The 14,228-nt window shown below is 62.7% G+C and carries 16 protein-coding genes; 11 read left to right on the top strand and 5 right to left on the bottom strand.

What is annotated here, in order from left to right; all coding sequences use genetic code 11:
• Positions 1-85 precede the first annotated feature (85 nt).
• Together PJE01S_RS10540 and PJE01S_RS10535 are read left to right on the top strand one after the other, a co-directional pair.
• Complete coding sequence (locus tag PJE01S_RS10540; protein ID WP_068833527.1) at positions 86-733, top strand: DUF47 domain-containing protein; 648 nt, start codon at positions 86-88, stop codon at positions 731-733.
• A 16-nt stretch (positions 734-749) separates the two neighbouring features.
• The gene (locus PJE01S_RS10535) at positions 750-1,760 is read left to right on the top strand and encodes an inorganic phosphate transporter (RefSeq protein WP_068833526.1); all 1,011 of its coding nucleotides are present in this window, start codon (positions 750-752) and stop codon (positions 1,758-1,760) included.
• 248 nt (positions 1,761-2,008) lie between these two features.
• On the opposite strand, the gene PJE01S_RS10530 is transcribed toward PJE01S_RS10535, so the two are convergent.
• Both PJE01S_RS10530 and PJE01S_RS10525 read right to left on the bottom strand, forming a co-directional pair.
• Complete coding sequence (locus PJE01S_RS10530; protein ID WP_068833524.1) at positions 2,009-2,455, bottom strand: hypothetical protein; 447 nt, start codon at positions 2,453-2,455, stop codon at positions 2,009-2,011.
• Between the two features lie 19 nt (positions 2,456-2,474).
• Entirely contained in the window at positions 2,475-3,011 is a 537-nt protein-coding gene (locus tag PJE01S_RS10525) for a GNAT family N-acetyltransferase (protein ID WP_068833712.1), read from the bottom strand.
• Between the two features lie 187 nt (positions 3,012-3,198).
• Between PJE01S_RS10525 and rpsP the strand changes: the two genes are divergently transcribed.
• The 7 genes from rpsP (at position 3,199) to hisC (ending at position 8,562) form a co-directional block, all read left to right on the top strand.
• Positions 3,199-3,450 (top strand): 30S ribosomal protein S16, encoded by a 252-nt coding sequence (gene rpsP, locus PJE01S_RS10520; RefSeq protein WP_068833522.1) that lies wholly within the window; start codon positions 3,199-3,201, stop codon positions 3,448-3,450.
• Positions 3,451-3,466: 16 nt separating this feature from the next.
• Positions 3,467-4,075: a ribosome maturation factor RimM gene (gene rimM, locus PJE01S_RS10515; RefSeq protein ID WP_068833520.1), complete on the top strand. Its 609-nt coding sequence runs from the start codon at positions 3,467-3,469 to the stop codon at positions 4,073-4,075.
• 69 nt (positions 4,076-4,144) lie between these two features.
• Entirely contained in the window at positions 4,145-4,924 is a 780-nt protein-coding gene (gene trmD / locus PJE01S_RS10510; RefSeq protein WP_068833518.1) for a tRNA (guanosine(37)-N1)-methyltransferase TrmD, read from the top strand.
• 149 nt (positions 4,925-5,073) lie between these two features.
• Entirely contained in the window at positions 5,074-5,439 is a 366-nt protein-coding gene (gene rplS / locus PJE01S_RS10505; protein WP_068833516.1) for a 50S ribosomal protein L19, read from the top strand.
• Positions 5,440-5,510: 71 nt separating this feature from the next.
• Positions 5,511-6,218, top strand: a complete 708-nt coding sequence (locus PJE01S_RS10500) for a CoA pyrophosphatase (RefSeq protein WP_068833711.1) — start codon at positions 5,511-5,513, stop codon at positions 6,216-6,218.
• A gap of 225 nt (positions 6,219-6,443) precedes the next feature.
• A complete protein-coding gene (locus PJE01S_RS10495) occupies positions 6,444-7,463 on the top strand; it encodes a CobD/CbiB family protein (RefSeq protein ID WP_068833514.1) in 1,020 nt (339 codons plus the stop codon).
• A gap of 22 nt (positions 7,464-7,485) precedes the next feature.
• Positions 7,486-8,562 carry a histidinol-phosphate transaminase gene (hisC, locus tag PJE01S_RS10490; protein ID WP_068833512.1) on the top strand — a complete coding sequence of 359 codons (1,077 nt, stop codon included), beginning with the start codon at positions 7,486-7,488 and terminating at the stop codon, positions 8,560-8,562.
• Positions 8,563-8,571: 9 nt separating this feature from the next.
• Here the strand turns inward: hisC and rsgA are convergent, their stop codons facing one another.
• Genes rsgA through PJE01S_RS10475 form a run of 3 tightly spaced genes read right to left on the bottom strand, consistent with a single transcriptional unit; the run spans position 8,572 to position 11,254 of the window.
• Positions 8,572-9,555: a ribosome small subunit-dependent GTPase A gene (gene rsgA, locus PJE01S_RS10485; protein WP_068833510.1), complete on the bottom strand. Its 984-nt coding sequence runs from the start codon at positions 9,553-9,555 to the stop codon at positions 8,572-8,574.
• A complete protein-coding gene (locus PJE01S_RS10480) occupies positions 9,552-9,872 on the bottom strand; it encodes a 4a-hydroxytetrahydrobiopterin dehydratase (protein WP_068833508.1) in 321 nt (106 codons plus the stop codon). Before PJE01S_RS10480 ends, rsgA begins: the two co-directional genes overlap by 4 nt.
• Positions 9,869-11,254 carry a M48 family metallopeptidase gene (locus tag PJE01S_RS10475; protein WP_068833506.1) on the bottom strand — a complete coding sequence of 462 codons (1,386 nt, stop codon included), beginning with the start codon at positions 11,252-11,254 and terminating at the stop codon, positions 9,869-9,871. The genes PJE01S_RS10480 and PJE01S_RS10475 overlap by 4 nt, the downstream gene beginning before the upstream one ends.
• 35 nt (positions 11,255-11,289) lie before the next feature.
• Here PJE01S_RS10475 and orn point away from each other — a divergent pair, with 35 nt between their 5' ends.
• Together orn and PJE01S_RS10465 are read left to right on the top strand one after the other, a co-directional pair.
• A complete protein-coding gene (gene orn / locus PJE01S_RS10470; RefSeq protein ID WP_068833504.1) occupies positions 11,290-11,853 on the top strand; it encodes an oligoribonuclease in 564 nt (187 codons plus the stop codon).
• 405 nt (positions 11,854-12,258) lie between these two features.
• The gene (locus PJE01S_RS10465; RefSeq protein WP_068833502.1) at positions 12,259-14,169 is read left to right on the top strand and encodes a DEAD/DEAH box helicase; all 1,911 of its coding nucleotides are present in this window, start codon (positions 12,259-12,261) and stop codon (positions 14,167-14,169) included.
• Positions 14,170-14,228: the final 59 nt, after the last annotated feature.

Here is a 14,228-nt window from a genome sequence, read left to right as displayed (position 1 = left end):
GCCTGGCGGCCCGAAAAGTCTTCGCGGTTAAACTCCCCGCTGTTTCAAAACGTCAAATTCTGACCTATTCCCCGAGGATTCCCCCATGCTGTTTGGCAAATTGCTGCCGCGCGAAGCCAATTTTTTCGTGATGTTCAACCAGCATGCCAGTTGCATCGTGGAGGCTGCCCATGCCTTCTCCAGGCTGGTGAGCAACTACAGCGACGTGCAAAAGCGCGAATCGTTCAACCGCGAGGTCGACAACGCCGAGCATGCCGCTGACCGCATCACGCAAGAGGTCAACCGCGCGCTGCACAAGACCTTCATCACGCCGATAGACCGCGACCAGATCCATCAGCTCATCAACACCATGGACGATGTGGCCGACCTGATCCAGGATTCCGCCGAAACCATGGCGCTCTACGACGTGCGTCACATGACCGACGACATCGTGCGTCTCACTGATTTGAGCGTGAAATGCTGCGAGCGGCTGAAAGATGCCGTGGCGTTGATTGAAAAAGTCAGCGATGCCGCCACCGCCGAGGCCGCACTCAAGACCTGTGAAGAAATCGACAAGCTCGAATCCGATGCCGACCGCGTCATGCGTTCGGCCATGAGCCGGCTGTTTCGTGAAGAGCCCGATGTGCGGGAGATCATCAAGCTCAAGGCGGTCTATGAGTTGCTGGAGACCATCACCGACAAGTGCGAGGATGTGGCCAATCTGATCGAGGGCATTGTCCTCGAGCACTCCTGATCAGCGGTTACTTCCCATGCAAACCGTACAAACGGCCCTGTGGGTCGTCGCGCTGCTGGTGTTTCTGGCCATTGCCTTTGACTTCATGAATGGCTTTCACGATGCGGCCAATTCGATTGCCACGGTGGTGTCCACCGGCGTGCTCAAGCCGGCACAGGCCGTGGTGTTTGCCGCCATCTTCAATCTGATCGCCCTCTTTATCTTCCACCTGAGCGTGGCCGCCACCGTGGGCAAGGGCATTGTCCAGCCCGGCGTGGTCGATACCCATGTGGTGTTTGGCGCGCTGACGGGCGCCATCACCTGGAACCTGGTGACCTGGTATTACGGCATTCCGAGCAGTTCCTCACATGCCCTGATAGGCGGCATTGTGGGCGCCGTGATTGCCAAGGCCGGTGCCCATGCGCTGGTGTCGGGCGGCATTTTGAAGACGGTGGCCTTTATTTTCATATCCCCGCTGCTGGGTTTTCTGCTGGGCTCCCTGATGATGTTTTTGGTGGCCTGGGTCTGCCGGCGCGCCACGCCCTCGAAAGTCGACCGCTGGTTTCGCCGCCTGCAGCTGGTGTCGGCCGGCGCCTACAGCCTGGGCCACGGCGGCAACGATGCGCAGAAAACCATTGGCATCATCTGGATGCTGCTGATTGCCACCGGTTATGCCTCGGCCGGCGACGCATCACCCCCCACCTGGACAATTGTCAGCTGCTACACGGCGATTGCGGCCGGCACCATGTTTGGCGGCTGGCGCATCGTCAAAACCATGGGCCAGAAAATCACCAAGCTCAAGCCCGTGGGCGGTTTCTGTGCCGAAACCGGCGGCGCGTTGACATTGTTTTTGGCGACCGGGCTGGGCATTCCGGTGTCGACCACCCACACCATCACCGGCGCCATCGTGGGCGTGGGGTCGACCCAGCGCGCCTCGGCCGTGCGCTGGGGCGTGGCCGGCAACATCGTCTGGGCCTGGATTCTCACCATTCCCGCCTCCGCCTTCGTGGCGGCGGTTGGCTACTGGCTCAGCCTGCAGATCTTTTGAAGCACCCCCGTCCAGGCTCACTGCGTGTAGCCTGTTCCCCCCTCGAGGGGGCGGTGAATTAGCCCACCCCTGTCCAAGCTCACTGCGTGTAGCTTGTTCCCCCCTCGAGGGGGCGGCCCCCGAGGGGCTGGAGCCCGCGGCTCCAAGCCTGCCTGCTCAGGCTTGGACGGGCGACAGAGGCGAAGCGTCTCGCGAGCCGCGGCCTGCAAGGCCTCGGGAGCGACACGCAGTGCGTGACCGTGGGGGCCTTACTGTGAAATCTTGCGCGCTTCTTCGACCTGGTACTCGAAGTAGCGCTGGAAGCTGAAAACAATGCTGGACATCAAGGCAATGGTTCCGAACAGCAAGGCGAACACGATGGCGCCTATGGTGAGCCAGTTGGTGTGGCCCGCAACCGCATCGGGCGCGTTGCGATTGTGTTTGACATTCCATTTTTCGGGCGCCATCAGGCCGTAGTAAATGGCGGTCAGCGCGGTGCCGGCGAGGGTGAAACCCAGCAGTGGAATCAGCACCCAGGCCAGTTGGTCGTCCTGCCCGTAAAGTCTCACGCGCTCCACGCCCCACCAGCCCAGCGCGGCGACGATGGGGTGCATCCAGGCCCACATGTCGCGCCAGCCAAACAGGTACAGGCGGTGCAGCCCCAGCTGGCCGCCGATGAAGGCCAGCCAGGCGGCAGCCGTTTTGTTTTTTGTCATGGGGAAAAGCATGTGGGAGTTATGGGGCGGGCTGATCCAGGGGCGGCTGCGTGTCGCCCGGCCCGAGGGTTTTTTGCAGGATGACGATGTCGCGCCAGGCGCCGAATTTCCAGCCGCAGGCCTCGATGAGGCCGACCTGCGTGAAGCCCAAGGCGCGATGCACACCGATGGAGCCGGCATTGGCGGAGTCGCCCACGATGGCCATCACCTTGCGAATGCCCACGGCCTCGCAGCGCGCCAGCAATTCGGCGAGCAGGGCACGGCCCAGGCCCTGGCGGTGCAGCTCGGGCGCAAGGTAAATCGAGTCCTCCACCGAGTAGCGGTAAGCCGGACGGGGCTTGAACCAGTTGCCGTAAGCAAAGCCGGCAATCTTTCCGTGCTGCTCGGCGACCAGATAGGGCAGGCCCTTGGAAAGTACATCGGCCCGGCGCGCCGTCATGTCGGCCACGCTGGGCGGCTCGGTCTCGAAGGTACCCGTGCCGTGGAGCACATGGTGGGCGTAAATGGCCGTGATGGCGGGAATATCTTCGTCGCGGCTGGGGCGGATGAGGGGCATGTCGGTCAGCAATTCAGGGGTTAGGTCGGGTGAACAGGCCCTAGCGTAATAGATTTTCGGGCAAAGCGAGAGGGCGGGCTATAATGTCAGGCTTTGCAGCATTTCGCTGGCCGGGTGGCCATGTCGTGTGTCTCAAGCGCTGCAGGAATATTTGGAGTGTTTTCACTCCTCCACCCAAGGATAAATCATGGTCGTCATCCGACTTTCACGCGGCGGTTCCAAGCATCGTCCATTTTTCAATATTGTTGTGGCTGACAAGCGCGTTCGCCGCGACGGCCGTTTCATCGAGCGCATCGGTTTTTACAACCCGATTGCCAAGGGTGGCGAAGAAGGCCTGCGCATTGCGCAAGACCGTTTGACCCACTGGGTCGGTGTTGGCGCCCAGGCGTCACCCACCGTTGAGCGCCTGATCAAGCAGAACGCCGCCAAGGCTGCCTGATTTTTCAGAAGCCTTGATGTTGCCCGCTTCTCAACCGTCCACGGTCTTGACACCTTCAAGCCTTCCTGACGACGCGGTTGAGGTCGGGCGCATTCTGGATGCCTGGGGCGTGAAAGGCTGGGTGAAAATCCTGCCGCACAGCAGCGATCCAGAAGCACTTTTCTCGGCCAAATCCTGGTTTTTGCAGGCACCCGACGCCAAATACCGCGTGGGTTTCACTGCATTTTCCGGCACCGTCTCGCTCAGCGTGGACGAGGCCAAAATCCATTCCGATTCGGTGGTCGCCAAGTTCGGCGGCCTCGATGACCGCAACGCCGCCGAGGCCTTGCGGGGTGCCCGGATATTTCTGCCACGCAGCAGTTTCCCGGCCGCCTCCAAAGACGAGTATTACTGGGTCGACCTGATCGGCCTGGATGTGGTCAACCGTGAAGGCGTGGCACTGGGCTGCGTGCGCGACCTGATGGCGACCGGCCCCCAGTCGGTGCTGTGCGTCGAATACACGGCCAGCCAGGAAGATGGCACGACCGCCCCGGCCGAACGCATGATCCCCTTTGTTTCGGCCTACGTCGACGCCGTGGATCTCGCCGGCAAGCGCATCACCGTCGACTGGCAACCCGACTATTGATGCAGCAAGCCTCGGGCGAATGGCCTGAGCTTGCCTGTACCTCATCTGTGCGCGCAAAATAGCCTTCCCATGCGCTTCGATGTCGTCACCCTGTTTCCCGAGCTTTTTGCGCCGTTTCTGATCAGCGGCGTCACCCGCCGTGCCTACGAAACGGGCCTGGTCGATGTCAAACTCTGGAACCTCCGCGATTTTGCCGAGGGCAACTACCGCCGCGTGGACGACCGGCCGTTTGGCGGTGGCCCGGGCATGGTGATGATGGCCGAGCCACTGGCGCGCTGCCTGGAGCATCTGAAAGCCGATCGGCTGGCTTGCGGCGCTGCCGAGGTGCCCACCGTGCTGTTTTCGCCCATAGGCCAGACCTTGAATCACGCCAGCGTGGAGCGCTGGTCCGCCGGCAGCGGTGCGGTGCTGATTTGCGGCCGCTACGAGGGCCTGGACCAGCGTTTTATCGATCGCCATGTCGACCAGCAGATCAGCCTGGGTGATTTCGTCCTGTCGGGCGGAGAGCTTGCCGCCATGGCCCTGCTGGATGCTGTGGCCCGCTTGCAGCCCGGCGTCCTGAATGACGAAGGCAGCCACCAGATGGACAGCTTCAACCCGGCGCTGGACGGCCTGCTCGACTGTCCGCACTACACCCGGCCGGAAGCCTGGCGCGGCGAGCCTGTTCCGGCCATCCTGATGTCGGGCAACCATGCCCATATCGAGCGCTGGCGACGTGACCAGCGGCTGGCCCTGACCCAGCGCCAGCGGCCCGAACTGGTGAGGCAGGCGCGGCGAGCCGGCCAGCTGAGCGCGACCGACGAAGCTTTTCTGGCCGACCTGGTCGAAAATCCCGAGCAGGACGCCTGATTTGGCGCTGTGCGCTCAAGTTGCTATAATCAAACGCTTTTCGATCCTCTGGCGGCCACTGCAACCATCTGATTGTCTTCGGGTGAATCCATGGATTTGCGGTCTTTAGCGTAGCGCGTGCATGAGCGAAAAAGATAGATGGAAAAATTATGAATCTGATCCAGACTCTTGAGCAGGAAGAAATTGCTCGCCTGAACAAAACCATTCCTGCTTACGCACCTGGCGACACCGTCATCGTGAGCGTGAACGTGGTTGAAGGTACCCGCAAGCGCGTGCAGGCTTTTGAAGGTGTGGTGATTGCCAAGCGCAATCGCGGCCTCAACTCCAGCTTCATCGTTCGCAAGATTTCGAACGGCGAAGGCGTTGAGCGTACCTTCCAGGTCTACAGCCCACTGATCGCCAAGATCGAAGTGAAGCGCCGTGGTGATGTGCGCCGTGCCAAGCTGTACTACCTGCGCAGCCGCAGCGGTAAATCTGCACGTATCAAGGAAAAACTGGGCGCCAAGGCAGCTTGATAAGCCCTTGATGCTCTCGAAAAGCCGCTCTTTTGGGCGGCTTTTTTTATGCCTGTTACGCTTTGCCCTGTATGAACGCCTACAAGCCTTTGCCAAAGTTTGACCCCCGCAGCATCCCGGTGCTGGGCATCGATGATCACCTGGCGGGCGTCTCCCTAGACCGCCTCACGCCGCAGGCCCTGCGCGAGCGATTCAGGCATCCGCCGGTCTGGACGCCCGAGCACAGCGTGGAAAAGAAATTTGCCGACCGCCAACCGGCGCTTGCGGCCGTGCTCTTGCCGCTGGTGATGCGCGACCAGCTCACCTTGCTGCTGACCGAGCGAGGCAGCAACCTCTCGACCCACTCGGGGCAGGTGGCCTTGCCCGGGGGGCGCACCGACGCGTCCGACCGCGATGCCGTGGACACCGCCCTGCGGGAAGCGCAGGAAGAAATCGCCTTGCCGCGTGACCATGTGGAGGTGCTGGGGACGCTGCCCACTTATGTGACGGGAACCGCCTTCATCATCACGCCGGTCGTGGCTTTGGTGAGGCCAGGCTTCGTGTTGCGACCCAACCCCGGCGAAGTGGCGGACGTGTTTGAAGTACCGCTTGGCTACCTGATGAATCCGGCGCATCACCGCCGCCACGAGCTTGAATTTGATGGCGTGATACGTCAGTGGCTGTCCATGCCCTACACCGACCCCGTGGCTGAGGCGGACGACGGCGAGGGCCGGGAGCGCTACATCTGGGGCGCGACCGCCGGCATGCTGCGCAACCTGTACCGCTTTCTGAGCGCCTGAGGCGGGCGGTAACCGCAAGACCGCGGGTTCTGGGGCCACGGCCACAGCGCCGGGCCGCCCCAAGCAAGGCCAGCCCCCTCGGGGGGCAGCGCAGTACACGCAGTGACAAGCGTGGGGGCCACGGCCGTAGTGCCGGGCCGCCCCAAGCAAGGCCAGCCCCCTCGGGGGGCAGCGCATTACGCGAAGCGAAAAGCGTGGGGGCCATTTACCCCGTTATGATTTGGCATGAGCTTTTTTGCCGTATTGTTTGCCCTCATCCTCGAACAGGCACGGCCGCTGGCCCGTGGCAACTGGGTTCATGCCGGTCTTCTGGGCTGGACCCGCTGGAGCAATCGCAGCCTGGATGCCGGCAAGCCCCACCATGGATGGATTACCTGGACGGTCGCTGCGGTTGTCCCTGCGCTGCTGACCCTGCTGGTCCACTGGCTGCTCTGGCGCGTGAGTGTGCTGCTGGCTTTCGCGTGGAGCGTGGCCATTTTGTATGTCACGCTGGGTTTCCGGCAATTCAGCCATTACTTCACCGATATTCGCGACGCGCTGGACGACGGCGATGAAGCCACGGCACGCGAGTTGCTGGCCCAGTGGCGCCAGGTCGATGCCAGTGAGTTGCCGCGCAGTGAAATCGTGCGCCACGTGATTGAATACTCGGTGCTGGCCGCCCATCGCCATGTGTTTGGGGTGCTGAGCTGGTTTTCCGTGCTCGCGGCGCTGGGTCTGGGGCCCGCCGGCGCGGTGTTTTACCGCATGAGCGAATTCGTGGCGCGTTACTGGGTCTACGAAAGCAAATCCGCCACGGAGGATGCCAGCCCGGCCTTGCAACTGGCTGCCGTTCGCGCCTGGGGCCTCATCGATTTTGTGCCCGCCCGTGTGACCGCGCTGGGTTTTGCGGTCGTGGGGAGTTTTGAAGACGCCATTGATGCCTGGCGCAGCTACACGCAGCGCTTCCCGGCCAATGCGCCGGCCACCTCTGAAAACCGCAACGATGGCGTCATTCTTGCCGCCACCTCGGGCGCGGTGAATGTGCGTTTGGGAGGGGAAGTGCTCAAGACCATGTTCTCGCCCGATGCCTCGCCCGCGTTTCAGGCGGGCGGACTTGATGGCGAAGACGTGACCGCCACGGAATCCATGCCGGGGCGGGTGGCCGAAGTGGCCCATCTGCGCAGCATCGTGGGCCTGGTGTGGCGCTCCGTGGTGCTGTGGATGGTGCTGCTGGCCCTGCTGACCCTGGCGCGCCTGCTGGGCTGATGTTTGCGATATTTGATTTGATATGAGCGCTTCCCAAAGCTTCTGGAGTCCGGTGGTCGCCGGCCTCAAGCCCTATGTGCCCGGCGAGCAGCCGAAAATCGACCGACTGGTCAAGCTCAACACCAACGAAAACCCGTATCCGGCATCGCCCCGTGTGGTGCAGGCCATCACGGCGGCCGCTCAGCAGGGCCTGCAGCTCTATCCCGATCCCGAGTCCACTGCCTTGCGTGAGGTGATTGCCCGCCATCACGGCATGGCGGCCGATCAGGTCTTTGTGGGCAATGGCTCCGACGAGGTGCTGGCGCACGCCTTCTTTGCCTTTTTCCAGCAGCACAAGCCGCTCCTGATGCCGGACATCAGCTACAGCTTCTACCAAGTGTATTGCCGCCTGTATGGCATCAGCGCCGAACAGGTACCGCTTGATGACAACATGGTCATCCGGGTCGAGGACTACCGGCGCGCGCAGACCGTCGCCGGGGTGGTTATTGCCAACCCGAATGCCCCCACGGGCAGGGCGCTGCCGCTGGCCGACGTGGAGCAGCTGCTGCAGGGCCAGCCCGGGCAGGTGGTGCTGGTTGATGAGGCCTATGTCGACTTCGGCGGTGAAAGCGCGATCCAGCTGATCGACCGCTATCCGAATCTTCTGGTGGTGCAGACCCTGTCGAAATCGCGCTCGCTGGCCGGCCTGCGGGTGGGCTTTGCGGCCGGGGCGCGGCACCTGATCGATGCGCTGGAGCGTGTGAAGAACAGCTTCAACTCCTACCCGCTGGACCGGCTGGCGATCGCCGGAGCCATTGCGGCCTATGAAGACGTTGATTACTTCGAGCAGACCCGGCGGGCCGTGATGCAAAGCCGTGAGTCGCTCGCAGCGCAACTCACGGCGCTGGGCTTCGAAGTGCTGCCATCGGCCACGAACTTCCTCTTCACGCGGCATCCGCGGCACGATGCGGCGCTGCTGGCGCAGCGTTTGCGCGCGCAAGGCATTCTGGTGCGCCATTTCCGCCTTCCGCGTATTGAGCAGTACCTGCGCATCAGCATCGGGACGCCGGCGCAATGCGAGGCCCTGGTCGCCGCCCTGCGGCCCTTGCTGGCCGCCTGAGCCTTCGTTTCAGTAGCGGGTCTGCGACAGCTCGGCAAACAGTTCGCTATATAAACGATAGCGGTTTGCGCTGATGGCGCTTGGGCTGGAGGTCGAATTGACCTCAGAAATCACACCGCAGCCGGGTTCATGCAGGTGCGTGCAGTTGTAGAACCTGCAGTCCTGCGCATGCGCCTTGAAGTCGGGCATGTAGTTGGCCAGCTGCATGGGGTCGATGTGGTGCAGGCCAAACTCCTGAAAACCTGGCGAGTCGATCAGTGCCGTGTTCCGGGCCCCATCGCCATCGGCATCTACCCAGTACAGCGTGGTGCTGGTGGTAGTGTGCTTGCCCGAGTTCAGGGCCTGGGAGATCTCGGCCGTCAGCACCCGTGCCTGGGGCACCAGGAGATTGGTCAAACTGCTTTTTCCGGCGCCCGAAGGGCCTAGCACCAGCGTCTTTTTGCCGCGCAGCAGCGCCAGCAGTTCGGCGGTCTGCGCGTCATCCGGCGGGGTCGCGGACGCCCTGGGCTTGATCGCCAGCGACAGCATCTGGTAGCCCATGGCCCGGTAGGGCGCGAGCCTGGCCCAGGCGCGGGCAAAGGGCTCGGCCAGATCGCTTTTATTCAGCGCAATGATGGGTGTGATGCGCTCGGCCTCGGCGGCAATCAGGGCCCGCGTCAGCTGGCTTTCCGAAAACTCCGGTTCGGCGGCGATCAGGATGAGGACCTGGTCGAGGTTGGCGGCGAAGGACTTGGTGCGCATCTCGTCCTGCCGGTAAAACAGGTTGCTGCGCGCCTCGATTTTTTCGATGGTGCCTTCATCCTCGGAAGGCAGCCAGCGAATGCGGTCGCCGACGACGGCCTGGCTTTTCTTGCCGCGCGGGTGGCAGATCACGCGTTCGCCGGCATCCGTTTCCACCAGCACATGGCGGCCGAAACCGGCCACCACCAGACCCGCCCGTGTGCCCGACACCGGTGCCGCGCCGGAACGCGGCGGCCGCGCCGGCTTGCTCAAGCCAGCAAGGCGTCAACCTTGGACGCGCAAAAGAAGTCGCTGACAGAAATGCCCTGCACATCGTGGGTGTTGAAGCGCACCGTGCATTTGCTGTAGCTCACCGCCAGGTCCGGGTGGTGGTCTTCGGCATTGGCGATGAAGGCCACCGCGTTCACGAAGCCTATGGTTTCGTGGTAGTTTTTGAAGCTGAAGGTTTTTTCGAGCGCGCCCTCCATCAGGCGCCAGCCAAGCGGCTGTTCGCCATTGAGCTTGCTCAACTGCGTGACGATTTCCGTGGCGCTCAGCGCGCGGCGGTTTTGATGGATCGGGTTGCTCATGGGGCTGCGCTTTCTGGAGAAGGGTTGATGCCGGGAGCGGTCATGCGTTGCAGCCGCTCGGACGCCGGCGGATGCGAATAGTAAAACTTCACAAACACCGGGTCGGGCGTGAGCGTGCTGGCGTTGTCCTGGTACAGCTTGAGCAGGGCGCTGCGCAAATCCCCGCCGTCCGTTTGCGCCACGGCATAGGCGTCGGCTTCGAATTCATGCTTGCGCGAGAACTGGGCAAATACCGGCGAGACAAAAAAGCTGAAGAGCGGCACCACCAGCAGGAACAGCAGCAGGGCCAGCGCGTCGTTGGGAACGGTTATGAGCGACGCCGGGCCGCCCCAAGGCGCGAGCGCCCCCCCGGGGGGCAGCGCGGACGCGATAGCGCCAAGCGTGGGGGCCATATTCGGCCTGACACCCAGGCCCGTGTAAAACCACACCTGCGACGACAGCCAGCCCAGCAGCGCAAAGCCGGCCAGGCTCATGGCAAACATGGCGACGATGCGTTTGAGGATGTGCTTGTGCTTGAAGTGACCCAGCTCGTGCGCCAGCACGGCATCGACCTCGCCGGGGTTCAGCTGCTTGAGCAGGGTGTCGTAAAACACCACGCGCTTGGCCGCGCCGAAGCCGGTGAAATAGGCGTTGGCATGGGCCGAGCGCTTGCTGCCGTCCATCACGAACAGGCCTTTGGCCGCAAAGCCGCAGCGCTGCATCAAGGCCGTCACCCGCGCCTTCAGGGCTTCGTCTTCCAGCGGCTTGAACTTGTTGAACAGGGGGGCGATCACCGTGGGGTAGAGCACCAGCACCAGCAGGTTGAAACCCATCCACACGCCCCAGGCCCACAGCCACCAGCCCTTGCCCGCGCTGCCCATCAGCCACAGGATCAGCGCCACGATGGGCAGGCCGATGACGGCGCCGACCAGCGTGGCCTTCACGAGGTCGAGCAGCCAGAGCCTGAAGGTCATTTTGTTGAAGCCGAAGCGCTCCTCAATTTTGAAGGTGCTGTACAGCGTGAAAGGCAGGTCCAGCAGGCCGCTGATGAGGCCGAAAGCGGCCAGCAGGGCCAGCTGGGGCGCCAGGCTGCCATAGGCGGCCAGGCCTGAATGCAGCAGCGCCTGGTTCAGCGCATCGAGGCCGCCCAGCAAGGTCCAGCCCAGCAGCACGGCCGCACCGAAAGCCATTTCCAGCAGGCCGAAGCGGGCCTTGGCCATGGTGTAGTCGGCCGCTTTCTGGTGCGCCTGCAAGGAGATGGTGGCCGCAAACGCCGCCGGCACGCTGTCACGGTGCCGCGCCACATGGCGTATTTGCCGCGAAGCCAGGTAGAACTTCGTGAGCAGCCCCAGCACCAGGACGGCTGAGAACAGCAGGGTGAAGACAAGTGAATGGTCGGTCATGGCTGGAAGTTTAGGCGATCGGCGAGAATCGCCAGATGCCTGAAATTGAACCCCTACTTAAAAAATCGGACCAGAACCTCGTCTGGCTGGACTGCGAAATGACCGGGCTGGACCCGGAAAAAGAACGCCTGATCGAAATTGCCGTGATCGTCACCGGCCCGCAACTCACCCCGCGCATCGAAGGCCCGGTGCTGGCCATCCACCAGTCCGACGCGGTGCTGGACCAGATGGACAAATGGAACAAGGGCACCCACGGCCGCAGCGGGCTGATCGACAAGGTCAAGGCCAGCACCGTGACCGAGCATGACGCCGAAGCCCAGTTGCTGGCGTTTCTGGCGAAATACGTGCCCAAGGGCAGCTCGCCCCTGTGCGGCAATACCATCAGCCAGGACCGGCGCTTTCTGGTCAAGTACATGCCCAAGCTGGAGGCGTTTTTCCATTACCGCAATATCGATGTCAGCACCTTCAAGGAACTGGCCAAGCGCTGGAAGCCCGAGGTCTACAACGCTTTCAAGAAGCGGCAAAGCCATATGGCGCTCGCCGACGTGCACGAGTCGATCGACGAGCTGGAACACTACCGGGAACACTTCTTGAAGTGATTTTGAAGCATTTCAGGCCTGTAGCCCTTGTGCCATGGGTGTAGCCAGCTCTTGAAATCATAGCGGGCAGAGGATGCGCCAGGCTCCGTGGCGGCCACTCGCCAGGGGCTGGAATAACCCCGGCCCGGCAAGGGGACTGGTAGAAACCCGTAAACCACGCTATAATCAAAGGCTTGCAGCTGCACAGGGTGCGCTGCATTTGTACATCTACCTCACACTTTTGGACTCTACCGACAGAGTCACCGCTTCAGGCTAGTTTCTTCCTGAACCGCATATTCGTTTGATGGTTGATGTTTTATTAACCATGAACGAAGCCTTCTGCATCGCAGGAGGTGTAGTTTCCTGCTTCAATTTTTTTGGCTCGGTGCCAAAGACCTTGCTTGCAGGTGATTAGTGAGAAAAAACATGACTGACTCTTTTGAGGCTCGTGGCGACTTTTTGCCCGAAGCCAACACCGACATGGCTTCTGACATCATTTCCGATGTTGAAATCAAGGTGATCCCTGACTTTTCCGATGCGGCCGCCGAAGCCACGTCGCTGGAAGCCATCGCCGCCGAGCCCAACGGCTTCGTGAAGCTGGGCCTGGCCAAGGAACTGCTGCAGGCCGTCGCCGACATGGGCTTTACCCAGCCGACCGCCGTGCAGATGGCCACCATTCCCAAGGCCATGCAGGCCCTGGATGCCGACCCCGCCGCGCAAAAATTCACCGACTTGCTGGTCTCCAGCCAGACCGGCAGCGGCAAGACCGCCGCCTTCCTGCTGCCCGTGCTGCACACCCTGCTCAAGCAGCAGGAAGCCGCCGAGCGCCAGGAACGCGCTGAATTTGAACGCCTGAGCGCGGAAGCCATCGCCCGCGGCGAAGCGCCCCCGAAAAAGCCCAAGCGCAAGGACCCGACCAGCCCGCGCAACTTCAAGGCCGCCACGCCTGGCGCGCTGATTCTGTGCCCGACGCGCGAACTGGCCCAGCAGGTCTGTGCCGATGCGATCGACCTCGTGCGTCACTGCCGCGGTTTGCGTGTTGCCAACGTGGTGGGTGGCATTCCTTACCAGCTGCAAATCGCCAAGCTGCAAAACGCCAACCTCGTGGTGGCCACGCCAGGCCGCCTGCTGGACCTGCAGCGCAGCATGCAGATCAAGCTCGACCAGGTGCAGTTCCTGGTGGTCGACGAAGCCGACCGCATGCTGGACCTCGGTTTTGCCGACGACCTGACCGAAGTCAACCAGCTGACGCTGCAGCGCCAGCAGACCATGATGTTCAGCGCCACGTTCGCGCCGCGCATCATGCAACTGGCGACCCGCGTCATGCGCGAACCCCAGCGCGTGCAGATCGACTCGCCGCAAGACAAGCACACCTCCATCACGCAGACCCTGCATTGGGCCGACAACATGACGCACAAGCGCAAGTTGCTGGACCACTGGCTGCGCGACAGCTCCATCAACCAGGTGGTGGTGTTTGCCAGCACGCAGGTGGAATGCGACGGCCTGGCCAATGACCTGGTGCAGGAAAACTTCAGCGCCGTGGCCCTGCATGGCGCGCTGAGCCAGGGGCTGCGCAATCGCCGCCTGATGGCTTTCCGCGACGGCCGCGTCCAGATCCTGGTCGCCACCGACGTGGCCGCCCGCGGCCTGGATGTGCCCAGCATTACCCATGTGGTCAATTTCGGCTTGCCGATGAAGGCCGAAGACTATGTGCACCGCATTGGCCGTACCGGCCGGGCCGGCCGCAGCGGTCAGGCGATCACGATTGCCGAGTTCCGCGACCGCCGCAAGATTGGCGATATCGAGCACTACACGCAGCAAAACCTCAAGCCCAGTGTGATTGCCGGCCTGGAGCCCCAGCAGCGTTTCCCCGCGACGTCCGAGCGCCCACGTGGCAATTTCGGTGGTGATCGTGGCGGCCGCAGCTTCGGCGGCGGTGGCTACGCAGGCAGAAAACCCGCCGGCGGTGGTTTTGGTGGCGGCTTCGGCGGCAACCGCGACGACCGTGGTGGTTTCGGCGGCGGCTTTGGCGGCAATCGTGATGACCGCGGCGGTGCCTTCCAGGGCCGTCCCGCGCCTCAGGGCAATGCTTATGCCGACCGCTCCGGTTTCAACGACCGTGGCCCGCGCCGTCAGGACGACCGCGGCTTTGGCAACAGCAACGCCGGCTTTGCTCCCCGCGAAGACCGCAACTTTGGCGCACGCAACGAAGGCTTCGCCCCACGCCCTGACTTTGCCAACCGCAAGCCCGGTTTCGCCAAGCCGGCCGGCAAGGTGTTTGTGCCCCGCGACATGGCCAGGAAGCCCGGCAAGTTTTCCAAGCCCGTGCGTGACTGATCTTTTTTGATCCGCCGCCGGCCTGAATGAAGTGCCCAGGGCCGCTGCCCACCGGAAGG

Source organism: Polaromonas jejuensis NBRC 106434, assembly GCF_001598235.1.
Taxonomy (GTDB): Bacteria; Pseudomonadota; Gammaproteobacteria; order Burkholderiales; family Burkholderiaceae_C; genus Polaromonas; species Polaromonas jejuensis.
The sequence above is the reverse complement of the archived record's forward strand: the minus strand, read 5'-3'. Positions and strand labels throughout refer to the sequence as shown.

Excerpts from the sequence above, each read along its gene's own strand:
- PJE01S_RS10480 (WP_068833508.1), bottom strand. The coding sequence starts at position 9,872 with ATGAGCAACCCGATCCATCAAAACCGCCGCGCGCTGAGCGCCACGGAA.
- rpsP (WP_068833522.1), top strand. The coding sequence starts at position 3,199 with ATGGTCGTCATCCGACTTTCACGCGGCGGTTCCAAGCATCGTCCATTT.
- rimM (WP_068833520.1), top strand. The coding sequence starts at position 3,467 with ATGTTGCCCGCTTCTCAACCGTCCACGGTCTTGACACCTTCAAGCCTT.
- orn (WP_068833504.1), top strand. The coding sequence starts at position 11,290 with ATGCCTGAAATTGAACCCCTACTTAAAAAATCGGACCAGAACCTCGTC.
- PJE01S_RS10495 (WP_068833514.1), top strand. The coding sequence starts at position 6,444 with ATGAGCTTTTTTGCCGTATTGTTTGCCCTCATCCTCGAACAGGCACGG.
- PJE01S_RS10535 (WP_068833526.1), top strand. The coding sequence starts at position 750 with ATGCAAACCGTACAAACGGCCCTGTGGGTCGTCGCGCTGCTGGTGTTT.
- PJE01S_RS10525 (WP_068833712.1), bottom strand. The coding sequence starts at position 3,011 with ATGCCCCTCATCCGCCCCAGCCGCGACGAAGATATTCCCGCCATCACG.
- hisC (WP_068833512.1), top strand. The coding sequence starts at position 7,486 with ATGAGCGCTTCCCAAAGCTTCTGGAGTCCGGTGGTCGCCGGCCTCAAG.
- trmD (WP_068833518.1), top strand. The coding sequence starts at position 4,145 with ATGCGCTTCGATGTCGTCACCCTGTTTCCCGAGCTTTTTGCGCCGTTT.
- PJE01S_RS10500 (WP_068833711.1), top strand. The coding sequence starts at position 5,511 with ATGAACGCCTACAAGCCTTTGCCAAAGTTTGACCCCCGCAGCATCCCG.
- PJE01S_RS10530 (WP_068833524.1), bottom strand. The coding sequence starts at position 2,455 with ATGACAAAAAACAAAACGGCTGCCGCCTGGCTGGCCTTCATCGGCGGC.
- PJE01S_RS10465 (WP_068833502.1), top strand. The coding sequence starts at position 12,259 with ATGACTGACTCTTTTGAGGCTCGTGGCGACTTTTTGCCCGAAGCCAAC.
- PJE01S_RS10540 (WP_068833527.1), top strand. The coding sequence starts at position 86 with ATGCTGTTTGGCAAATTGCTGCCGCGCGAAGCCAATTTTTTCGTGATG.
- rplS (WP_068833516.1), top strand. The coding sequence starts at position 5,074 with ATGAATCTGATCCAGACTCTTGAGCAGGAAGAAATTGCTCGCCTGAAC.
- PJE01S_RS10475 (WP_068833506.1), bottom strand. The coding sequence starts at position 11,254 with ATGACCGACCATTCACTTGTCTTCACCCTGCTGTTCTCAGCCGTCCTG.